This is a genomic window from Paenibacillus sp. FSL H8-0457 (assembly GCF_038051935.1).
GTDB lineage: Bacteria > Bacillota > Bacilli > Paenibacillales > Paenibacillaceae > Paenibacillus_AQ > Paenibacillus_AQ lautus_A.
The window spans coordinates 4,548,254-4,565,473 of record NZ_CP150293.1; the positions used below are offsets into that span (position 1 = coordinate 4,548,254).

Here is a 17,220-nt window from a genome sequence, read left to right on the forward strand (position 1 = left end):
ATGAATAAAGCAATGATACGGCTTGAAGATATCGGCCCTGGCGGATGGTACGGGACGGAAGAACAACAAGCAAAGCTGCTTGTCATCGCAAGATTCCTGCACCAGCTGCAAATCCCCTTTCATCTGGCCGTTATTCCCCGTTATGTTGATCCGGCGCAACATACGGACCGTTCAATAGCCGACCTGCAGGATGAAGCTTCCCTTCGGTTTGTGCGGCTGCTCCGCACGATGGCAGCGCTCGGCGCCTCGCTTGGCATTCACGGCTATACGCATCAGTACGGGAGATCGGCAAGCGGTGACGGATTCGAATTTGCATATTCGGAATGCACCGCCGATTGTCCGCCGGATGATCTCCCCGAGGCTGTGGCTTCGCTCCTGCAGCTGCAGCAATCCTATGCCTATCGGCGGGTTCAGCTGGGGCATCAAGCGTTCCAAACGGCGGGCTTTGCCGCGGCCTGGTTCGAGACGCCGCATTATGCCGCATCGCCGGTTCAGCGGCAGATCATCGAGATCTGCAACGGGGTCCTGTACGAATCTCCGCCGGACGAACCGAATGCGAAGACAGCCGTGCTCCGGCACAACCTGGACGATCCGTTGACGAACGGAACAATCTATGTTCCCACGCCGCTTTATTATGTTTCAGGCCATAACATCGAAGCCGAAGTTGCTCGCATGGAACAGACTTTAAAAGATTTCACGGGTGAACGCGAACTGGCCTCGTTCTTTTACCACCCTTATCTTGAATTTCCTTATATCCGATTCCTTGATGACGGCACCGTGCAGTATGACGAACACTCGCCGCTCAGAAGGATCCTTCGGTTCTTCGAGAGGGAGCGCAAATCGTTTGTATCCTTAACCTCCATCCTCCCCTTCATACCGGATTTCAGGGAAACCCGGCTGTCGGACAGGTTGAGTTTGAAGCGTCCCAAGTTTCTGCACGCCAAAAGAAACAAGCTCCCGAACCGATGGATCATTCGGGACGAGGCCAGCAACACATGGTACACCTTGGATCTTGGGATCCGGTCCCCCCTTAGAATCCATAATGGCATACATTCGATACGTCCGCTATTGGCCGACTGGCCGCCATCCCCTAGCGGCACCGCAATGACAGGCGATTTCGACGGCGACGGCTTTATCGATGCGGCAGTATGGCATGCAGAGCTTGGGATATGCCATGTGGCCTTGGGCGCAGGCAGCAGCCGTTTGGCACCTGACGGGATTTGGCTGTCCGAGCCCGGAGTCCTGAATTGGAAATCCTTAACGGGAGATTTTAACGGGGACGGCAGAGATGATTTATTTCTATGGGATGACGTCACCGGTAAAGCCGCCATCGCTTACAGTTCCGGGGGGAGCTTTTCTCCTCCCCTTTTTCAGCATGAGGTTTCCTTTCAGAGCAATGATATGATACCGTGCATCGGAGATGTAAATGGCGATGGCCTGGATGATCTGGTGGTGTGGAACTCCGCCTCCGGAGCATGTCAGGTCTGGCTAAGCAGCGGTACACGGCTTCGGAATGCCGGCGTTTGGTATTCCGGCGAGGATCCCTTGGGTTCGCCCCTGTCCGTGGTGTTAGGGGATGTCGATGGAGACGGGCTGGAAGATTTGGTTCTCGTACAACCTGCTTCAGGGATGTGGTTCATCCTGTACAGCTCGGGAACGGCCTTCGGCAGGCAGGAAGAATGTTTTGGGCCATGGGCTGCCGGAGAACAGACGACGCCTTTCCTTGCTGATCTATCGGGCAACAGCCGCGTCAGTCTGCTGGCATGGTCACCGAATCGGCACGGCGGAACCCTGGACGCCGCCATCAATGCGAGGGACCGGACAATGGGATAAGTACATGTTATACTTCTATTCAAACCTATGCGGTTTGTTCTGTTAAGTTATATTTCAAACCTTATTCCTATGTTTGGAGGAAAAAATCATGGCACCCCCCAATACGGCCGGTTCAGCGGCACCGATCAAAATCGTGAAACCCAAGCTCCCCAAGCAGCTTGAGCCTGTGATCCTGTCCGATGCCGGCATTGACGACGAATCCTCGTTCGTTCAATCCGCTTGTCAGGACGAGACGCTTGTCTATGTTACGGCCAACAAGGTTCAGTTCGACCAAATGATCTTCGATAACGTGACGTTCCAGCACGTCACGCTCCATCATGCCGAACTGACGGACCTCGTGTTCAACCACTGCGATTTGTCCAATGTTGATCTCAGCGAGGCCATCATGTATCGGGTACAATTTAATCATTGCAAAATATTGGGGCTCGACCTGACGGCCGCCACCATCCGTAATGTCGTATTCGACCATTGTACGGGCGACTATGCCACGTTCCGGTTTGCCAACATGAAGCAGGTATCCTTCCAATCGACATCGCTCGTCAAATCGGATTTTTATCATTCCGAGTTAAGCAAGGTAGAGTTTTTGGACTGCCAGATCGATCAATCGCAGTTCTCCGGCACGAAACTTGCGGGAATCGATCTAAGCCGAACGGACTTCCACCATATCGGCGCAACGCTGGAAGATCTTCAAGGATGCATTATATCGCCGCATCAAGCCATTCCGCTAACGAAAATATTCGGTCTTGTCGTAAAAGAATAACCTCTTGTCGCTCCATTCCAGTTCGGAATAGACAGGTTAGCCAGTGCGATATAGAGTTCCCGACACAGTGTAAAGCGGCTTACCCCGGGTCCAGTTGACCTTTGGGGTAAGCCGCTATTAACATGTGACGCAATATTATTGATCCAGGGTGTACTTCGGCAAATCAAGCGGAAGCGGTGCCGGGATGTCGCAGGTGCTGGACATCTCATACCGTTTGCCGTCATCGGAAGCATCATGGAACCCCCACATGGCTTCAAGCACATGATAGGCAAGCTCGCCGCTCGCTCGATGAGCTCTTCCGCTCCGGATAGCGTAGGCCATATCCGCAGGGCCGATCCCCCTCGTATTCTCGTTATACCCCGGAAGCAGCGGTTCTTCCGTCCACTCGGTTTCACCGGTCAATCGGTATTTTACCGGCCCGCCGAAGGTGTTGGGATCCGGAACGAGAAGCGTACCCTTGGTGCCGTAAATCTCAATATTAGGAAGCGTGCTGCCTCCAAAAACATCGAAACTCGTAATCAGCGTGCCGATGGCTCCATTCTGAAAATCGATAAGTCCGGCTACATGCGTAGGAATGTCTACCTTAATCTTCTGCCCTTGCTTCTTCTCGCTGGTAATGGTCCGCTCCGCGAGCGCAGCGCCGGTCATTCCGCTAATACCGCGGATCGGTCCCAGCAATTGGACCAGTGCCGTCAGATAGTAAGGCCCCATGTCAAACATCGGACCGCCGCCGGCGGCATAATAAAATTCCGGATCCGGATGCCAATGCTCATGTCCGCGGCTCATCATGAATGCGGTTGCTGCGATCGGCTTGCCGATACGTCCATCCTCAATCAGCTTCAGGGCCGTTTGGATACCGGCTCCAAGGAATGTCTCGGGGGCGCATCCTACCAGCAGCCCTTTGGCTGCTGCCATGTCCAACACCGCTCTGCCTTCTTCCCGGGTTACGCCCAGCGGCTTCTCGACGTACACATGCTTTCCGGCTTCCAATGCATCCAGCATAATTTGCGCATGAAGGGCAGGAATCGTCAGATTAATGACCAGCTCAATTTCCGGGTCCGCGAGCAGCTCCTCGGTGGTATAAACATTCGGGATATTATATTTGGCGGCCTGTTCCTCGGCACGGGCTCGATCGATATCCGCACAGGCCGTCAGCTCCAGGATGTCGAACTTGTGGCAGTTTTCCATATAAATGCCGCTGATTTTACCGCAGCCGATAATGCCTACCTTTACCTTCTTCATGATCCCAGTCTCCTTCTGCCTTTATTGGCTGTCTCCCATGCCTGTGTAGCCCTGACCTTCGGTAAAGAAACTCATGTCCGAGCCGGCATACAATGACTTGCCCTCGGAGGCCCACAGCAGTCCTCTCCGCATCATTTCCTTCACCTGCGGCATGTCGACGATATCTGCATGATGACCCAGCGAATTGTAATAGACCCGTCCGTATCCCCAGCGCTTCGTCCACGCCACCGGCATGTCAACCGCTTTGTTCAGCAGATGCGGTCCTGCCGCAACCGGAAAACGGGTGGTGGCCAGCACTTCGACGGCCGGATCCACATGCAGATAATACTGCTCGGATGCCACGGTGAAATCCTGCAGCCCTTCCACAAGCGGACTGGAGCTGGATTTGATCTCGACCCGGTACTCCACTCCGTCGTTCCCCGGATGCGCAACCCAGTTTCCTCCCGTCATGAACTGCCAATCCACATTATTGCGGAAAGAATCGCACATCCCGCCATGACAGCCGGCCAAGCCGGTTCCCTTCTGCACGGCAAGCGATACGTTCTCCACTTGCTGCTTCGATATTTCGCCCATCGTCCATACCGGCACGATCAGATCCAAACCCTGCAGCTTCTCAGCATCGTTAAATGCATCCAGCGTGTCGGATACTTCCACTTCATACTGCTCGCCCCGAAGCATTTCCGCAAAAATGCCGGCAACCTGCTCCGGTTCGTGTCCGTCCCAGCCGCCCCATACGATTAAAGCCTTTTTCATGCGTAGCACTCCTTTTTTATGTGTCCGGCCAAGCCCTGGCCGAATGATTATGATTACATTTCAGACAGCTGCACCCAGCGTCGTTCTTCGATCGATTTATCCACGGCTTCCAGGACGGCTTGGCATTTTACGCCGTCCGCGAAATTAGGCACCGGCTGCCGTCCCTCCGAAATCGCGTTCGACAACTCAAGAAATTCATGCGTAAAGGTGTGTTCGAAGCCGATCGTATGCCCCGGCGGCCACCATGCTTCCATATAATCGTGTACGGGATCGGTAGCCAGTACCCGGCGGAAGCCCTGAACGTCCTCATCGTCGGTCGTGAAGTAAACCTCCAGTTCGTTCATCCGTTCAAAATCAAATTTCACGCTGCCCAAGCTGCCGTTGATCTCGAAGGAATTGGTGCTGCGATGTCCCGCGGCAAACCGCGTGGCCTCGAAGCTGCCCAGCGCCCCATTCTCGAAGCGGGTCATGAATAACGTAGCGTCGTCTACCGTAACTTGGCCCATGGGGCCGCCTTCGCTTCCTTTTGCGCTTAATCCGGTCATCTCGCTGGCAATGGGACGCTCCTTGATGAAGGTCTCGCTCATCCCGATTACTTCCTGCATATCCCCGACCAGATAATGCGCGAGGTCGATCAGGTGAGCGCCCAGATCCCCATGCGATCCGGAGCCGGCCACTTCCTTCTGCAACCGCCATACCAGCGGGAACTGCGGGTCCATGATCCAATCCTGCAGAAACCAGGCACGGAAGTGATAGATCTGGCCCAATCTGCCGCTGTCAATCAATTTCTTGGCCAGTCTTACGGCCGGAGAAAATCTGTAGTTAAACCCGACCATATGGGTGACTCCCGCATCTTCCGCCGCCTGCAGCATCTCTCTGGCGTCGGCCAAGGTCAGCGCGAGCGGCTTCTCGCAGAAAATATGCTTGCCGGCCTTCGCCGCGGCCAACGCAATTTCCTTATGGGCGTCGCTTGGAGCATTGATATCGACCAGATCGATATCCTCCCGATTCACGAGCTGCTTCCAATCGGTAACGCTTTCACGCCAGCCAAGTTGATCCGCCGCTTCTTGCACGGCCGACGCATTGCGGCCGCAGATGGCCACCATTTCAGGCTTCAGCGCCTTCGGAAAAAACATCGGAAGGCTTCGATATGCGTTGCTGTGGGCTTTGCCCATGAATTTATATCCGATCATGCCGACACGTAATTGGTTCATCTTTCATTCCTCCTTGAATAAGGGTTCATTGATTTTGATGAAGCGAAGATGCGCGGATCACCAGGCGAGTAGGCATCTGCCGATGCAGCGCGGCGTTCGATCCGCTGCCGTCCGGCGAATCGGAGTCGTCCAGCAGGCGAAGCACATGCTCCGCGGCAAGACATCCCAGTTCATAGAAAGGGACTCTTACGCTGGTGAGCGGCGGGGTGCAGAGCTCTGCAGCCTCCGAGTCGTCATAACCGACAAAGGCAGGCATTCGATCCTCTGCAATACCTAACGCGCGCAGGCCCTGCTGTAATCCGATCGCCATGCGGTCATTGGCCGCAAACACCGCTTCAATCCGGTCCAGCTTCCCGGCGATTAGCTCGGCTGCGGCATAACCGCTCTTGCGGCTGAAATTGCCCTCGAACAGCAAGGATTCATCCGGCTTGATTCCCGCTTCGTTCAGCGCCCTGGTGTACCCCTTCAGCCGGTCGCGACTGTTGGAATACTGGGGCGGGCCATTAAGAAAAGCAATCTGCCGGAATCCCTGCCCGATCAAGTGATGAACGGCTTGATAGCTGCCTTCTACATGATCCGCATCCATGACGTGAAACGCCTCGCCGTCAAAGTATTGATTAATAAGGCAATAAGGGCGATCCGCTTCACTCAGCTGTTTGATGGCTGCGCGCTCGCCTTCATCGTCCCGGGCGCCGAGAATGATGCAGGCATCCACCTTCTGGGTACGAAACAGGTTCAAGTAATCCATCGAACCGCCGGGTTCACGGAACAGCATCAGCAGGTCATGCTTGCTCTCCAGCGCCTTACTGCCGATGCCGCTTAGGATCTCCGAAAAATAATAGGCGGAGAATATGCGAGCTTTCGGCAGGTAAGGCATAACGACGCCAAGATTACCGCTCCTGCGCCGCGCAAAACTGCGGGCTAGCGCGCTTGGGGTATATCCAAGCCGATCCGCCGCTTCCAGCACGCGCTGCTTGGTCTCCTCCTTGATCGGCCCAACACCATTCAGGACGCGGGATACCGTTGCTTCCGAAACGCCGGCGAGCTGTGCTACCTCTTTACGACTAGCGATAATCATCAAGCCTCCTGCAATTTATGTACGCGCGTACATTTTCTCATGGAGCATGGCTGTTGTCAACCGCTTTCCGATCCTTCATCCTATTCTTTTTAAAACCAACATATTGTTCTTGCACCGTCTTATCGGATGTGCAATAATCATCCCCATGGACTTATTAAACACGTTTAAAAAGAGTGAACGAGGTGATTCATACGCGCAAAGAAGCTTTGCCTACGCCGCAATCCATGAAATTCGCCGTCCGGCGCGCGCTCCGTTCGTCGCTGCTGGAGCTGGGGAGCGGAACCAAAGCCGAGCTCAGCGAAAGACTCGGCATCAGCTTTCCGACAGTGAGCAAAGTTGTGGAGCTCATGGTGCAGGAGGGTGAAGTCAACCTGCTCGGACTGGATGAATCCAGCGGCGGCCGACGTGCGAACCGCTATGCTTTTAATCCGGATTACATGCTGGGTCTCGCCGTTTATTATGAGAAAGAGCAGAGCGTATACACTGTTTTTAATTGGAACGGCGACTTGCTCGAGCGGAAGGTTGAAGACGGCATCCTTCATCGTGGACCGGAAGCCTTGGCTTCCCAAATGGCAAACTGGACCCGCCGTTATTCAGAGATTCGCTCCATCGCCGTTGGCATGCCGGCGGCGGTGCGAGACGGTCTTATTTTTCATGTGCCGTCGTATGGAACATTCCAGGATTACAATCTCCAATCTTACCTGGAGGATCTGTTCTCCATTCCTGTCATCGTAGAGAATGACATGAATGCAGCCGTGCTCGGTTACCACAATCTCAGCGGCTCGGAGGAGGCTTCCCTCGTATACGTATACCTCGGTCACAACGGACCGGGGGCCGGACTGCTCATTAATGGAAACGTCGTTCGCGGCCGCTCGTTCTTCACGGGCGAGATCGGCTTCGTCCCGATGAGCGAGGGCAGCAATTTTCAAGACATATTGGAACGTAATCGTTCTGTGATGAGCAGTCTCATCGAGCCGGATCAGGAGCAAATCGATGCGTTAAGCCGGCTAAGTGCCGCCTTCGCCGCGATTCTCAATCCCGATGCCATTCTGTGGTGCGAGCATAATCTCTCGCCCTCCGCCCTGCTCTCCATTAAAGAGCGTGCTTCCGCCTACGTGCCGGAGCGGCATCTTCCCGAAATGCTGCTTCGCGATTGGGAACACGACTATCTAGCCGGCTTGCAGCGGATCGCTCTGGATATGATGATATCCGATACAAGCGCAATGTAAAATTCAACAATGACGATTGGGGATTAACCGTGAATACTGACCTTCAACCAAAAACAAAACCTAAATTGAGCAAAGACTACACCCTGCATTTGGCAACGATCTTTCTCGGCTTTATCATATTTGGGATATCGGAGAATATTAAGGGGCCCGCCATTCCGCGGATCCAATTCGATTTTCGATTGGATGAAATGCAGATCGGCACCTTGCTCTCCCTGAACGCGCTCGGGTACCTGATCGCATGCTCTTTCACCGCGCTGTTGACCCGGAAGATCGGAATCAAGTGGGTCAGCATGGCTGCCTTCGGATCGATGGCCATCTCGGGCGTGTTGATTTTCCTGTCCCACAGCTACCCTCTGTTTACCGCATCCTACTTCTTAATGTACATTGGGAACGGTATGCTGGAGATCGGCCTCGCGATATTGTCAGCCCGGATCTTTGTGCGCAATACGGGCACGATGATGAACCTGTCCCATTTCTTCTACGGTATCAGCTCAACGGTGGCCCCGATGATTGCATCCGGTCTCATGACCGTTACCGTGTTTAATTACACGCTGGATTGGCGGGGTATGTACCTGGCCATGCTGATGTTATCCATACTTCCCATGATCCCGGCACTCATGAGTAAGTTTCCCGGGGACGATCTATCCGAAACGGAACGGACTCCGCTGAAGCTGCTGGTCAAAGATCCCGCGCTGTGGCTGGTCGTCATGATCCTATCCTTCGGCGTCGTATCGGAGATGGCGGTTGGCGGTTGGCTCGTCAACTTTCTTGAAAAATCGTACAAATGGGAACCTGCAGCGGCAGCCGGCATGCTATCCGCGTTCTTCCTCTGCTTCTCGGCGGCACGCCTGCTGCTTGGCCCGATCACGGACCGGATCGGCTTCACGCTGTCCATCATCATTCTGTCCGGACTGACCGGAGTATGTACGTTTGTCGCGATTTTCGGCGGAGAATCCTACGCCTTCCTGTTTGCGGCGGCAGGCATCGGGATTGCCCCGATCTATCCGACGGTTATGGCTCTCATTGCCAAAAGATATCCGAATGAGAGCGACACCGCGATTACGTTCACCGTCACCATGATGGGGATCGGCAGCGTCATCGGCAATTACGCGATCGGCGCGATCACGAACGGATTCAAGCAAATGTACGGTAGCGGTACAGAGCTCGGCCTGCTGCGCGGGCTCCAGGCCGGCTATGGCTTCATTGGATTATGTGCCGTTCTGTGCTCGCTATTCGGTATCGTCTTGTACCGATATTTAAAAGTCCGCAAGCAATTAATCTGATACTCATTCCAACATGAAAGGGAGCCCTCTCAGTTTACAAGAAGGCTCCCTTTTTGTTTATCCATCGTCGGTCTGTTCCGGCCGAATTAACCCAAGTCGGGTGTGTCGACAAGCTTGATGCTTGCCGTTTCGGTATGATGCAGCTCAAATACCAAGATTTCATTCCGTCCCTGCTTCAGCAGCGGTCCAGGCAGATACAGCGCTGCTTGCGGCCCTTGCTCCCAGTAGCGTCCCAGATTGAATCCATTGACCCAGACGACCCCTTTTCCCCATCCGTCTAAGCGGATAAACGTATCGCCAATGTCATCCACATAGAATTCGCCGCGATAGAAGGTAGGTCGGTCCTGCTGTTCAAAAGGCCCCTCCAGCGGTTGAAACGGTGCCGCATTCGGATGATCAAGCGGTAAGGGATAGATGCTCCAGTCATACAGGAACTGGTTGTTCATTCGGACTCCCTCCGTGATTCCTTTATAATCCTTCAGCTTTGGACCGTAATTGATGCGTCCCATATTCTCGACAACGATCTCCAGCTTGGCGCCGGCTGCCGGAACATCGATTGGCAGGGCTTTGGGATCCCAACGTTCGACCGTCCCTTGATACTTTCCATCCAGGAATACCTGTGCCCGGTCATGCACCTCTTGCAGATGCAGGGACTCCCCTTGGCGCGGCCCGGATATATGCGTTGCGTAAACCGTGAAGCCATAGCTTTGGCCCAGCCGTTCCATCGGTACGGGTGCCGTGCGTTTCTGCTCCTCGGAAAGCGCAGGCAGATGCTCCAGCAGGTCGGCATAGTGCGTCATGCTCACAGAGCCATAGCTTATTTTCTTGACAGGCTGCGGAAGACTTGGCAAATCGGAGAGCTCTTTTCCCTGATGCTGTGCGATCGCGCTTCGAATGGCTTCGAATTTGGCCGTCACGTCCCCGCACTCCGAGAGAGGCGCATCATAATCGTAGCTGGTTAGCGTCGGCTCATACTTTTCGTGAAAATTCGCCCCGTTATAGAATCCGAAATTCGTTCCGCCATGAAACATATAGAAGTTCACGGATGCATTCAAGTCCAGCATTTCCTTGAACACGGCAGCAGCATCCTCCGCATCCCGGGTATGGTGTGGCTTCAGCCAATGATCAAACCAACCGTTCCAGTATTCCATGCACATCAGAGGATCTTCCGGACGGTACTCCCGCAGTTTATCAAAAGCCTCCTTCGTTCTTGATCCGAAATTGACCGTGGCAAGCACGCCGGGAACGGCTCCGCCCTGCAGCATTCCGTCCGTGGGACCATCCGAAGTGAACAGCAGCACGTCCACGCCCCGCTTGATCAAGCCATCCTTTAGATACTCCAGATATGCCGTATCATTTCCGTAACTCCCGTACTCGTTCTCGATTTGCATCGCAATCACGGGACCACCCTTGGAGGTCAGTAACGGAACCAATCGCGGAATCAGCTCATCATAATATTGGTCGACCTTCTCCAGATAAACCGGGTCCATGCATCGAAGCTGAATATCCGGATTTTGCAGCAGCCAGGATGGAAGTCCTCCAAATTCCCATTCTGCGCATATGTAAGGGCTCGGCCGAAGAATGACATGCAGCCCGAGATCGCCGGCGATACGGACGAATCTTTCCAGGTCGGCAATGCCATCAAACACAAATTGTCCTTCCTTCGGTTCATGCAAATTCCACGGAATATAGGTTTCCACCGTGTTCAATCCGCAGCTTCTCAGCTTCATCAGCCGATCTTCCCAATATTCCGGAACCACTCGAAAATAATGGATGGCACCAGACAAAATCTGAATCGGCTCATCCCCCAGCAGGAATTGTTGGTTAACCGCTTTCAATTGAGCTTTCATAGCTTGTTTCCTCCTAACACGTTTCATTTGCTTTCTATTGCCATCATCTATCAAAATCCCATGCTGCTCAATCTCCAAATGGGGCATTCTTTATACCTTTTGTGCCGAATCATCGTTATGATACAATATAAGGCATCATTATCGGCGTTTTGTATGCCCAAAAGGAGCCAGCTGTCATGGATATCGCTTTTCGCTTTCCCAATATGATTCAAACGCTGCAGGTAACCGGATGCCATTTTGATTCCCAGCCGCCAGGCTGGAGTTATCCGAGGCATCACCATCACCTGTTCGAGCTGCTATACTGTCTGGAAGGCGAAGTCCTGCAGGAAATTCATCGGGATTCCATTCAGCTCCGCGAAGGGGAATGGCTTCTGATCAAATCCGGGGTGCCCCATCAAACCTCGAATGCATCCAACAAGCAGTATGGGTACTTCAATGTTCATTTCGATCTGGATGATGCAGAAATTCGAAGCTCATTATCCGCTGCCCCTTACCGACATATTCGCCAGCACGAAAGCGAGCGCAGCAAACTGGCTGCCTACGTTCAAGAGCTGGAGGGAATCGTCCGGCGCAGCCAGCCGGCAGCCCATTCGGTCCGTCCGGAGAACCAGCCAAGCGATTACAATCTCACTTTTGAGGACAGGCTTCTGCTCCAGTCCTACACCCTGCTCATCATCCATGATGTGCTCTCTCTCTTGAAGAGGCAGGATGCGCTGAAGCCGCCCCGCGCTTTATTTGCGGCAGCAGGCACCCCTAAACCATCCTCCCTGCTTGCAGCGGATGCGGCTCATGCCATCGAAGCGAAGCTGTCGTCGGGATTGACCGAAGAGATATCGGTCATGGCTGTGTCCCAAGAGCTTAATTTAAGCCGAAGCCAATGCTCCAAGTTATTCCGCCAAGTGTACGGGATCTCGCCAAGACAATATATCAGCCGCCAGAAGCTCAGTCTGGCCAAAGAGCTGCTGGTCACGACCCATCTGCCGATGAACGCAATCGCCGACAAACTCGGTTTTCGCTCAGCCAGCCATTTTTCCAGGCAATTCCGCCGCTGGACCGGGCAGTCGCCGACGGAATACCGGCCCAGGCACTAAGCCATGAACAGCATTAAAGAACCTCCAATATCGAGTACCAGAACAATAGCCATCCCTTTGAGGATGGCTATTGTTCTGTATTGGCTGAACTTCATCTAATCATATGGCATCATGATTGGATATTGTATAATCCAAGTATTTTTAGTTAGTTACTTGACATTCAATAGTTAAATTGAGTATGATACAACCTATAGTTCTCAGCTATATTTAAGTTAGTTGATAACATTTTAAACCAAAATGACAAGGAGTGGTCTATTTCATGGGTAGTTATTCTTCTGCAGGCACTTTCATAATTCGGGTGATTCTGGGGGTCATCTTTATGGCTCACGGTTTGGATAAATTCCAGAGCGGCATCGGGAATATCGAAGGATTCTTCGCAAGTCTGGGAATCCCTGCCTTTATGGCAACCGTTGTAGCCATCATCGAAATCGTGGGCGGAATTGCGCTGATTATCGGTTTGGGAACGAGAATCGCTTCTCTGGTTCTTGGGGTCGTGCTTGTCGTGGCGATTTTTCAGGCGAAGCTGGGCATGGGTTTCCTGGGTGGCTATGAACTGGATATCGCGCTGCTGGCCATGGCCGTACATCTTGTTCTAAGCGGCAGCAGCCTGCTCTCGGTTGATTCGCTGTTCAGCAAGAAGAACAAGGCCTAACGCGGACAAGAGCGTCCTCAAGGTTGTCGGAGCGTCGATCCCATGAAAAAGAGCTGTGCGCAGATCCATTCCGAAAGGAATGAGACTGGTACAGCTCTTTTCTAGTGATCTCATGACAAGATGCTGCCTCCCGCTTCCGCCGCTGAAGCCAGCTTCCGCTGCAGCCTCAGGATAGTGAACGACAGCCCTGCGGATATGGCAATACAGATTGCCCCTGCAATGTAAACCATGCGAATGCCGAGCGTATCCGCGATAAGACCAATAACCGCAATCGATACACTTGTTACCGATGATAATAAGATATCCCGAGAAGCATATATTTTCGGCAGCATGTCCTGATCCACACTGGATTGGAGAGCGGTTTGCTGCGCCACATCCCTCAGCTGATAGGCCGGCCCCATCGCAATACATAAGATTAAAGCCACAACCGGGATACTGTTCAGGCCGTACCACAAAGTAAGCAGACTGAATACCGCGGAACCCGTAGCCATGCAGGGTATCAGATTTTTCTGGATGAAGGAAGACAGCAGCAGCATCAGCAAACCGCCAAGAATGGCGCCGACGTAATAACTGGCATTAATAAATCCCCACCAGGCTTCGCTTTGATGCAGCACTTCCTTTACGTATACCAGCGTGATCGCTCCCACCCAGATGGTTCCGGCTATCCCCTCAACCATATCCATGATCGTGACGATTCTTAGCGTAGGATTTCTCCACAGATAGAACCAGCCTTCACGGATTACTTCCCAGCTTGGTTTCCCTCGTCCGGCTGCAGCAGGAGCTTTGGTCTGCATGGATCGAGCCGCAATCCAAAAACATAATACGGATAGCCAGATGAGCGTACAGCTCATGATTAATGTCGGCATATCTCCGTAGCGTATGACCAGAAACCCCGTAAACGTATACCCGGCAATCTGCAGGGATTGGCTGGTAACGGATAACGAGCTGTTGGCCTTTACCAACCGGTCAGGAGCAACCATTCTTGGTACCATGGACTGGATCAGCGGATTCCCCCATCCCTCGGTAAACGCTATGAATAATATGAAGATACACAATATCGCGACCTGCGATGATATGTACGGGAACAAGACTACCAGCGTGGTCAACAGCAGGGCTTTCAGAACTTGAAGCCTCAACAGCAGCTTGGAGAAGCCGAATTTCTCCATGACGAGCGGAGCCGTAAAGCCGGCGGCAAACCGCGCCACTGCGTTAAACAGCGGGAACAACGCAGCAATAAAAGCCGAACCGGATTCCTGATACATAAAGGTAGTCAGCACCATGATATAGACAACGCCTGCCAGCGAAATGCTCGAGTGCGCGGTCCAGTAATATAAAAAGCCTCCTTTTTTCATGTCACACCCTATCCTAACGTGCCGATCTTTTTCTATTAGTCATAACATAGGTTGTAAGTTTCTGTAAAGCTAATGAACCCTTCCCGTGCTAAAAAAGCCTGCTCCCATGATCCATCCATGAGAACAGGCCTTTGACTATGCGTTATTTTCTATGAAACACTAACGGTGATCGACCAACGGTCTTTCCCCGGATAAGGGCAGCGCTTGTCTTTCAGCTTCGCGGCGATCTGTACGATGCATCCGCACAGCGTACACGTGGTGTCCCCTTGCAGTTTAAGGCATGCGAAGCACGCACGAAGACGGGCATCATATTCGTCATCCGGCACGCACCGGTCCGATGAGAACATCGGGGAGGACAGTACGCGCGTTATCTGCTCATCGCTGACCCGGTAATCGTCATGACAACCTTTACACCGATTATCCGCCATGACCTTCGTTTATTCCGCCGTGATCTCGAGAACGGTAACGGACATCGGTGCCAGCTTCGCACGCAGTACGTCACCTTCCTGTTCAAATGCAGTGAATGCAGCCGGCTTGAGAACCTCCGGCGATTCAAAGGTGTTATGAGCGTCCAGCGAATCGGCGGCAAGCTGCCGGCCTACGATTTGCTTCACCGCACCGCTTAATCCCCGAAGCTGGATCTTCACGTCGCTCTGCTCCGCGTGACTAACATTACACAGGCTTACATGGATTTTGCCGGCTTCATCCCTCGAGGCCGTTACGGATACTTGCGGGATCTTCTCGCCATTCATCTCATAATCGGCCCCGCTGTGATGGGTAGCCAAACGTTCGGCATCCTGATGCACTTTGTACATATCAAACACATGATAGGTCGGGGTAAGGATCATCTTTTCGCCTTCGGTCAAGATGACGGACTGCAGGACGTTGACGATCTGAGCGATGTTTGCCATCACCACCCGATCGTTATGCTCATGGAAAATATTCAGCGTCAAACCCGCCACCAGGGCATCACGGATCGTATTCTGTTGGTACAGGAAGCCAGGGTTCGTGCCGGGCTCGACATCAAACCAGGTGCCCCACTCATCCACGATGAGCCCGATGCGCTTATTAGGATCATACTGATCCATAATCGCCGAATGTCTCGTGATCAATTCATCCATATGGAGTGCTTTCTTCATGGTGGTGAACCATTCCTGTTCGCTGAATCCGGTGGCAGGTCCTTTGCCTGTCCAGAATTCGCCCGGAATCGTGTAATAATGAAGGCTTATGGCATCCATGTACGGATGTGCTTCCCTCATGACGGTCTCCATCCAGCGGTAATCGTCCACATTCGGGCCGCAGGCAATTTTGTAGATCTTGTTCTCGCCATAGTTGCGGACGTAAGTCTGATAGCGTCTATACAAGTCCGCATAATATTCCGGCCGCATATTGCCCCCGCAGCCCCAGTTCTCGTTCCCGACTCCAAAATATTTCACGTTCCACGGCTTCTCGCGGCCATTCTCCTGACGCCATGCGGCCATCGGCGACACGCCGTCAAAGGTCATGTATTCAACCCATTCCGACATCTCCTGAACCGTGCCGCTGCCGACATTGCCCGATATGTAGGGTTCGCAGCCCAAAAGCTCGCAGAGACGCAGGAATTCGTGCGTGCCGAAATGGTTGTTCTCCACAACGCCGCCCCAGTGCGTATTGACCATCTGTTTCCGATTCTCCCGCGGCCCGACGCCATCTTTCCAATGGTATTCGTCGGCAAAACAACCGCCGGGCCAGCGCAGAACAGGTATATTCAGCTGTCTCAACGCATCCAGCACGTCATTGCGGATCCCTTCCGTATTAGGTATCGGCGAATCCTCGCCCACCCAGATTCCTTCATAAATGCAGCGGCCCAGATGCTCGGAGAAATGTCCATAAATATTGCGATTGATTTTGCCTTTGGATACGTCCGAATGAATGGTAATAACCTGACTCATGACTTTTTCCGCTCCTCGCTATTATTTTATAGATATTTATATGAAACAGTTTAAAAATCTTTAAAACAATGATATCGATCAATTCCGATTCCGTCAACCAATAATTTAAACGCTTTCACTATATGGCCTTATTTTTTGCCAAAAAAAAAGACCAGCCCACAGCCGATCTTTCGATCCAGCTTTGAGCCAGTCCTTTTTAACGCGCGGCCCGATTTAAAAACTCGCGGGTCCGCTCCATCTTCGGCTGGTTAAATATTTGATCCGGCGTTCCGGCTTCGACTACTTGTCCGTGATCCATGAAGATGATCCGGTCCGCCACTTCCTTGGCAAAACTCATCTCATGCGTCACGATCACCATTGTCATGTGCTCCTCGGCCAGCTGCTTGATGACGGCCAGCACCTCGCCGGTCAGCTCGGGATCCAGCGCCGATGTCGGTTCATCAAACAGCATGATGTCCGGATTCATCATGAGCGCCCGAGCAATGGCCACGCGCTGCTTCTGACCGCCCGATAGATTTCCGGGGTATACATCCGCTTTATCGGACAAACCGACCTTTTGCAAAAGTGCGGTGCCGTTCGTTCTAACTTCTTCTTTGCTTTGTTTCTTGACATGTTTGGGCGCGAGGCCCAGATTCTCCTGTACCGTCAGATGCGGAAACAGGTTGAAGTGCTGAAATACCATGCCCATCCGGGACGTGATCGCTTTGATCTGCGGCGGACTGGAATACACGCCGTCCTTCACCAAATACTGATCCTGCACCTTGATCGATCCGCCGTTGATTTCCTCCAGATGCACCAGGCTGCGGAGCATGGTGCTCTTTCCCGAACCGGAAGGCCCGATGATGGCAATCACTTCATTCTTCTGAATCTCAAAGCTGACGTCCTTCAGCACGTCCAGCGAGCCGAAGGATTTTTTCATATGGGTTACTTCGATAATTGCCATTGCGCGACA

At 52.9% G+C, this 17,220-nt stretch carries 15 protein-coding genes; 6 read left to right on the top strand and 9 right to left on the bottom strand.

Annotation, left to right across the window (positions count from 1 at the left end; all coding sequences use genetic code 11):
* The gene (locus MHI43_RS20060) at positions 1 to 1,833 is read left to right on the top strand and encodes a DUF2334 domain-containing protein (RefSeq protein WP_036661401.1); all 1,833 of its coding nucleotides are present in this window, start codon (positions 1 to 3) and stop codon (positions 1,831 to 1,833) included.
* Positions 1,834 to 1,921: 88 nt separating this feature from the next.
* Positions 1,922 to 2,593, top strand: coding sequence for a pentapeptide repeat-containing protein (locus MHI43_RS20065; protein WP_036661402.1), 672 nt, complete (start codon positions 1,922 to 1,924; stop codon positions 2,591 to 2,593).
* 135 nt (positions 2,594 to 2,728) lie between these two features.
* Here MHI43_RS20065 and MHI43_RS20070 read toward each other — a convergent pair whose 3' ends face one another.
* From MHI43_RS20070 to MHI43_RS20085, 4 genes are read right to left on the bottom strand one after another with little or no spacing between them, the layout of a single operon-like run.
* The gene (locus MHI43_RS20070) at positions 2,729 to 3,835 is read right to left on the bottom strand and encodes a Gfo/Idh/MocA family oxidoreductase (protein WP_015736153.1); all 1,107 of its coding nucleotides are present in this window, start codon (positions 3,833 to 3,835) and stop codon (positions 2,729 to 2,731) included.
* A gap of 21 nt (positions 3,836 to 3,856) precedes the next feature.
* Positions 3,857 to 4,588, bottom strand: coding sequence for a ThuA domain-containing protein (locus MHI43_RS20075; RefSeq protein ID WP_036661405.1), 732 nt, complete (start codon positions 4,586 to 4,588; stop codon positions 3,857 to 3,859).
* Positions 4,589 to 4,641: 53 nt separating this feature from the next.
* The gene (locus tag MHI43_RS20080; RefSeq protein ID WP_036661407.1) at positions 4,642 to 5,802 is read right to left on the bottom strand and encodes a Gfo/Idh/MocA family oxidoreductase; all 1,161 of its coding nucleotides are present in this window, start codon (positions 5,800 to 5,802) and stop codon (positions 4,642 to 4,644) included.
* Between the two features lie 25 nt (positions 5,803 to 5,827).
* On the bottom strand, positions 5,828 to 6,880 hold the full coding sequence (locus MHI43_RS20085) for a LacI family DNA-binding transcriptional regulator (RefSeq protein WP_036661409.1): 1,053 nt from the start codon (positions 6,878 to 6,880) through the stop codon (positions 5,828 to 5,830).
* A gap of 182 nt (positions 6,881 to 7,062) precedes the next feature.
* Here MHI43_RS20085 and MHI43_RS20090 point away from each other — a divergent pair, with 182 nt between their 5' ends.
* Together MHI43_RS20090 and MHI43_RS20095 are read left to right on the top strand one after the other, a co-directional pair.
* Positions 7,063 to 8,109, top strand: a complete 1,047-nt coding sequence (locus MHI43_RS20090; protein WP_036661410.1) for an ROK family transcriptional regulator — start codon at positions 7,063 to 7,065, stop codon at positions 8,107 to 8,109.
* A gap of 29 nt (positions 8,110 to 8,138) precedes the next feature.
* Positions 8,139 to 9,392 carry an MFS transporter gene (locus MHI43_RS20095; protein ID WP_015736158.1) on the top strand — a complete coding sequence of 418 codons (1,254 nt, stop codon included), beginning with the start codon at positions 8,139 to 8,141 and terminating at the stop codon, positions 9,390 to 9,392.
* Between the two features lie 86 nt (positions 9,393 to 9,478).
* Here the strand turns inward: MHI43_RS20095 and MHI43_RS20100 are convergent, their stop codons facing one another.
* The gene (locus MHI43_RS20100) at positions 9,479 to 11,242 is read right to left on the bottom strand and encodes a beta-galactosidase family protein (RefSeq protein WP_015736159.1); all 1,764 of its coding nucleotides are present in this window, start codon (positions 11,240 to 11,242) and stop codon (positions 9,479 to 9,481) included.
* 176 nt (positions 11,243 to 11,418) lie between these two features.
* On the opposite strand from MHI43_RS20100, the gene MHI43_RS20105 reads away from it, so the two are divergent.
* The gene (locus MHI43_RS20105) at positions 11,419 to 12,333 is read left to right on the top strand and encodes a helix-turn-helix domain-containing protein (protein WP_015736160.1); all 915 of its coding nucleotides are present in this window, start codon (positions 11,419 to 11,421) and stop codon (positions 12,331 to 12,333) included.
* Positions 12,334 to 12,592: 259 nt separating this feature from the next.
* The gene (locus tag MHI43_RS20110) at positions 12,593 to 12,985 is read left to right on the top strand and encodes a DoxX family protein (RefSeq protein WP_015736161.1); all 393 of its coding nucleotides are present in this window, start codon (positions 12,593 to 12,595) and stop codon (positions 12,983 to 12,985) included.
* A gap of 110 nt (positions 12,986 to 13,095) precedes the next feature.
* Here MHI43_RS20110 and MHI43_RS20115 read toward each other — a convergent pair whose 3' ends face one another.
* From MHI43_RS20115 to MHI43_RS20130, 4 genes are all read right to left on the bottom strand, one after another.
* A complete protein-coding gene (locus tag MHI43_RS20115; protein ID WP_036661413.1) occupies positions 13,096 to 14,337 on the bottom strand; it encodes an MFS transporter in 1,242 nt (413 codons plus the stop codon).
* 149 nt (positions 14,338 to 14,486) lie between these two features.
* The gene (locus tag MHI43_RS20120; protein ID WP_081746278.1) at positions 14,487 to 14,765 is read right to left on the bottom strand and encodes a DUF6171 family protein; all 279 of its coding nucleotides are present in this window, start codon (positions 14,763 to 14,765) and stop codon (positions 14,487 to 14,489) included.
* Between the two features lie 9 nt (positions 14,766 to 14,774).
* Positions 14,775 to 16,268, bottom strand: coding sequence for an alpha-N-arabinofuranosidase (locus tag MHI43_RS20125; protein WP_009593122.1), 1,494 nt, complete (start codon positions 16,266 to 16,268; stop codon positions 14,775 to 14,777).
* Positions 16,269 to 16,464: 196 nt separating this feature from the next.
* Positions 16,465 to 17,211 (bottom strand): amino acid ABC transporter ATP-binding protein, encoded by a 747-nt coding sequence (locus MHI43_RS20130; protein WP_036661415.1) that lies wholly within the window; start codon positions 17,209 to 17,211, stop codon positions 16,465 to 16,467.
* Between the last annotated feature and the right edge of the window lie 9 nt (positions 17,212 to 17,220).

Bases quoted from the DNA above. Each gene is read 5' to 3' on its own strand.
- MHI43_RS20060 (WP_036661401.1), top strand. From the start codon at position 1: ATGAATAAAGCAATGATACGGCTTGAAGATATCGGCCCTGGCGGATGG.
- MHI43_RS20065 (WP_036661402.1), top strand. From the start codon at position 1,922: ATGGCACCCCCCAATACGGCCGGTTCAGCGGCACCGATCAAAATCGTG.
- MHI43_RS20070 (WP_015736153.1), bottom strand. From the start codon at position 3,835: ATGAAGAAGGTAAAGGTAGGCATTATCGGCTGCGGTAAAATCAGCGGC.
- MHI43_RS20075 (WP_036661405.1), bottom strand. From the start codon at position 4,588: ATGAAAAAGGCTTTAATCGTATGGGGCGGCTGGGACGGACACGAACCG.
- MHI43_RS20080 (WP_036661407.1), bottom strand. From the start codon at position 5,802: ATGAACCAATTACGTGTCGGCATGATCGGATATAAATTCATGGGCAAA.
- MHI43_RS20085 (WP_036661409.1), bottom strand. From the start codon at position 6,880: ATGATTATCGCTAGTCGTAAAGAGGTAGCACAGCTCGCCGGCGTTTCG.
- MHI43_RS20100 (WP_015736159.1), bottom strand. From the start codon at position 11,242: ATGAAAGCTCAATTGAAAGCGGTTAACCAACAATTCCTGCTGGGGGAT.
- MHI43_RS20105 (WP_015736160.1), top strand. From the start codon at position 11,419: ATGGATATCGCTTTTCGCTTTCCCAATATGATTCAAACGCTGCAGGTA.
- MHI43_RS20110 (WP_015736161.1), top strand. From the start codon at position 12,593: ATGGGTAGTTATTCTTCTGCAGGCACTTTCATAATTCGGGTGATTCTG.
- MHI43_RS20115 (WP_036661413.1), bottom strand. From the start codon at position 14,337: ATGAAAAAAGGAGGCTTTTTATATTACTGGACCGCGCACTCGAGCATT.
- MHI43_RS20120 (WP_081746278.1), bottom strand. From the start codon at position 14,765: ATGGCGGATAATCGGTGTAAAGGTTGTCATGACGATTACCGGGTCAGC.
- MHI43_RS20125 (WP_009593122.1), bottom strand. From the start codon at position 16,268: ATGAGTCAGGTTATTACCATTCATTCGGACGTATCCAAAGGCAAAATC.
- MHI43_RS20130 (WP_036661415.1), bottom strand. From the start codon at position 17,211: ATGGCAATTATCGAAGTAACCCATATGAAAAAATCCTTCGGCTCGCTG.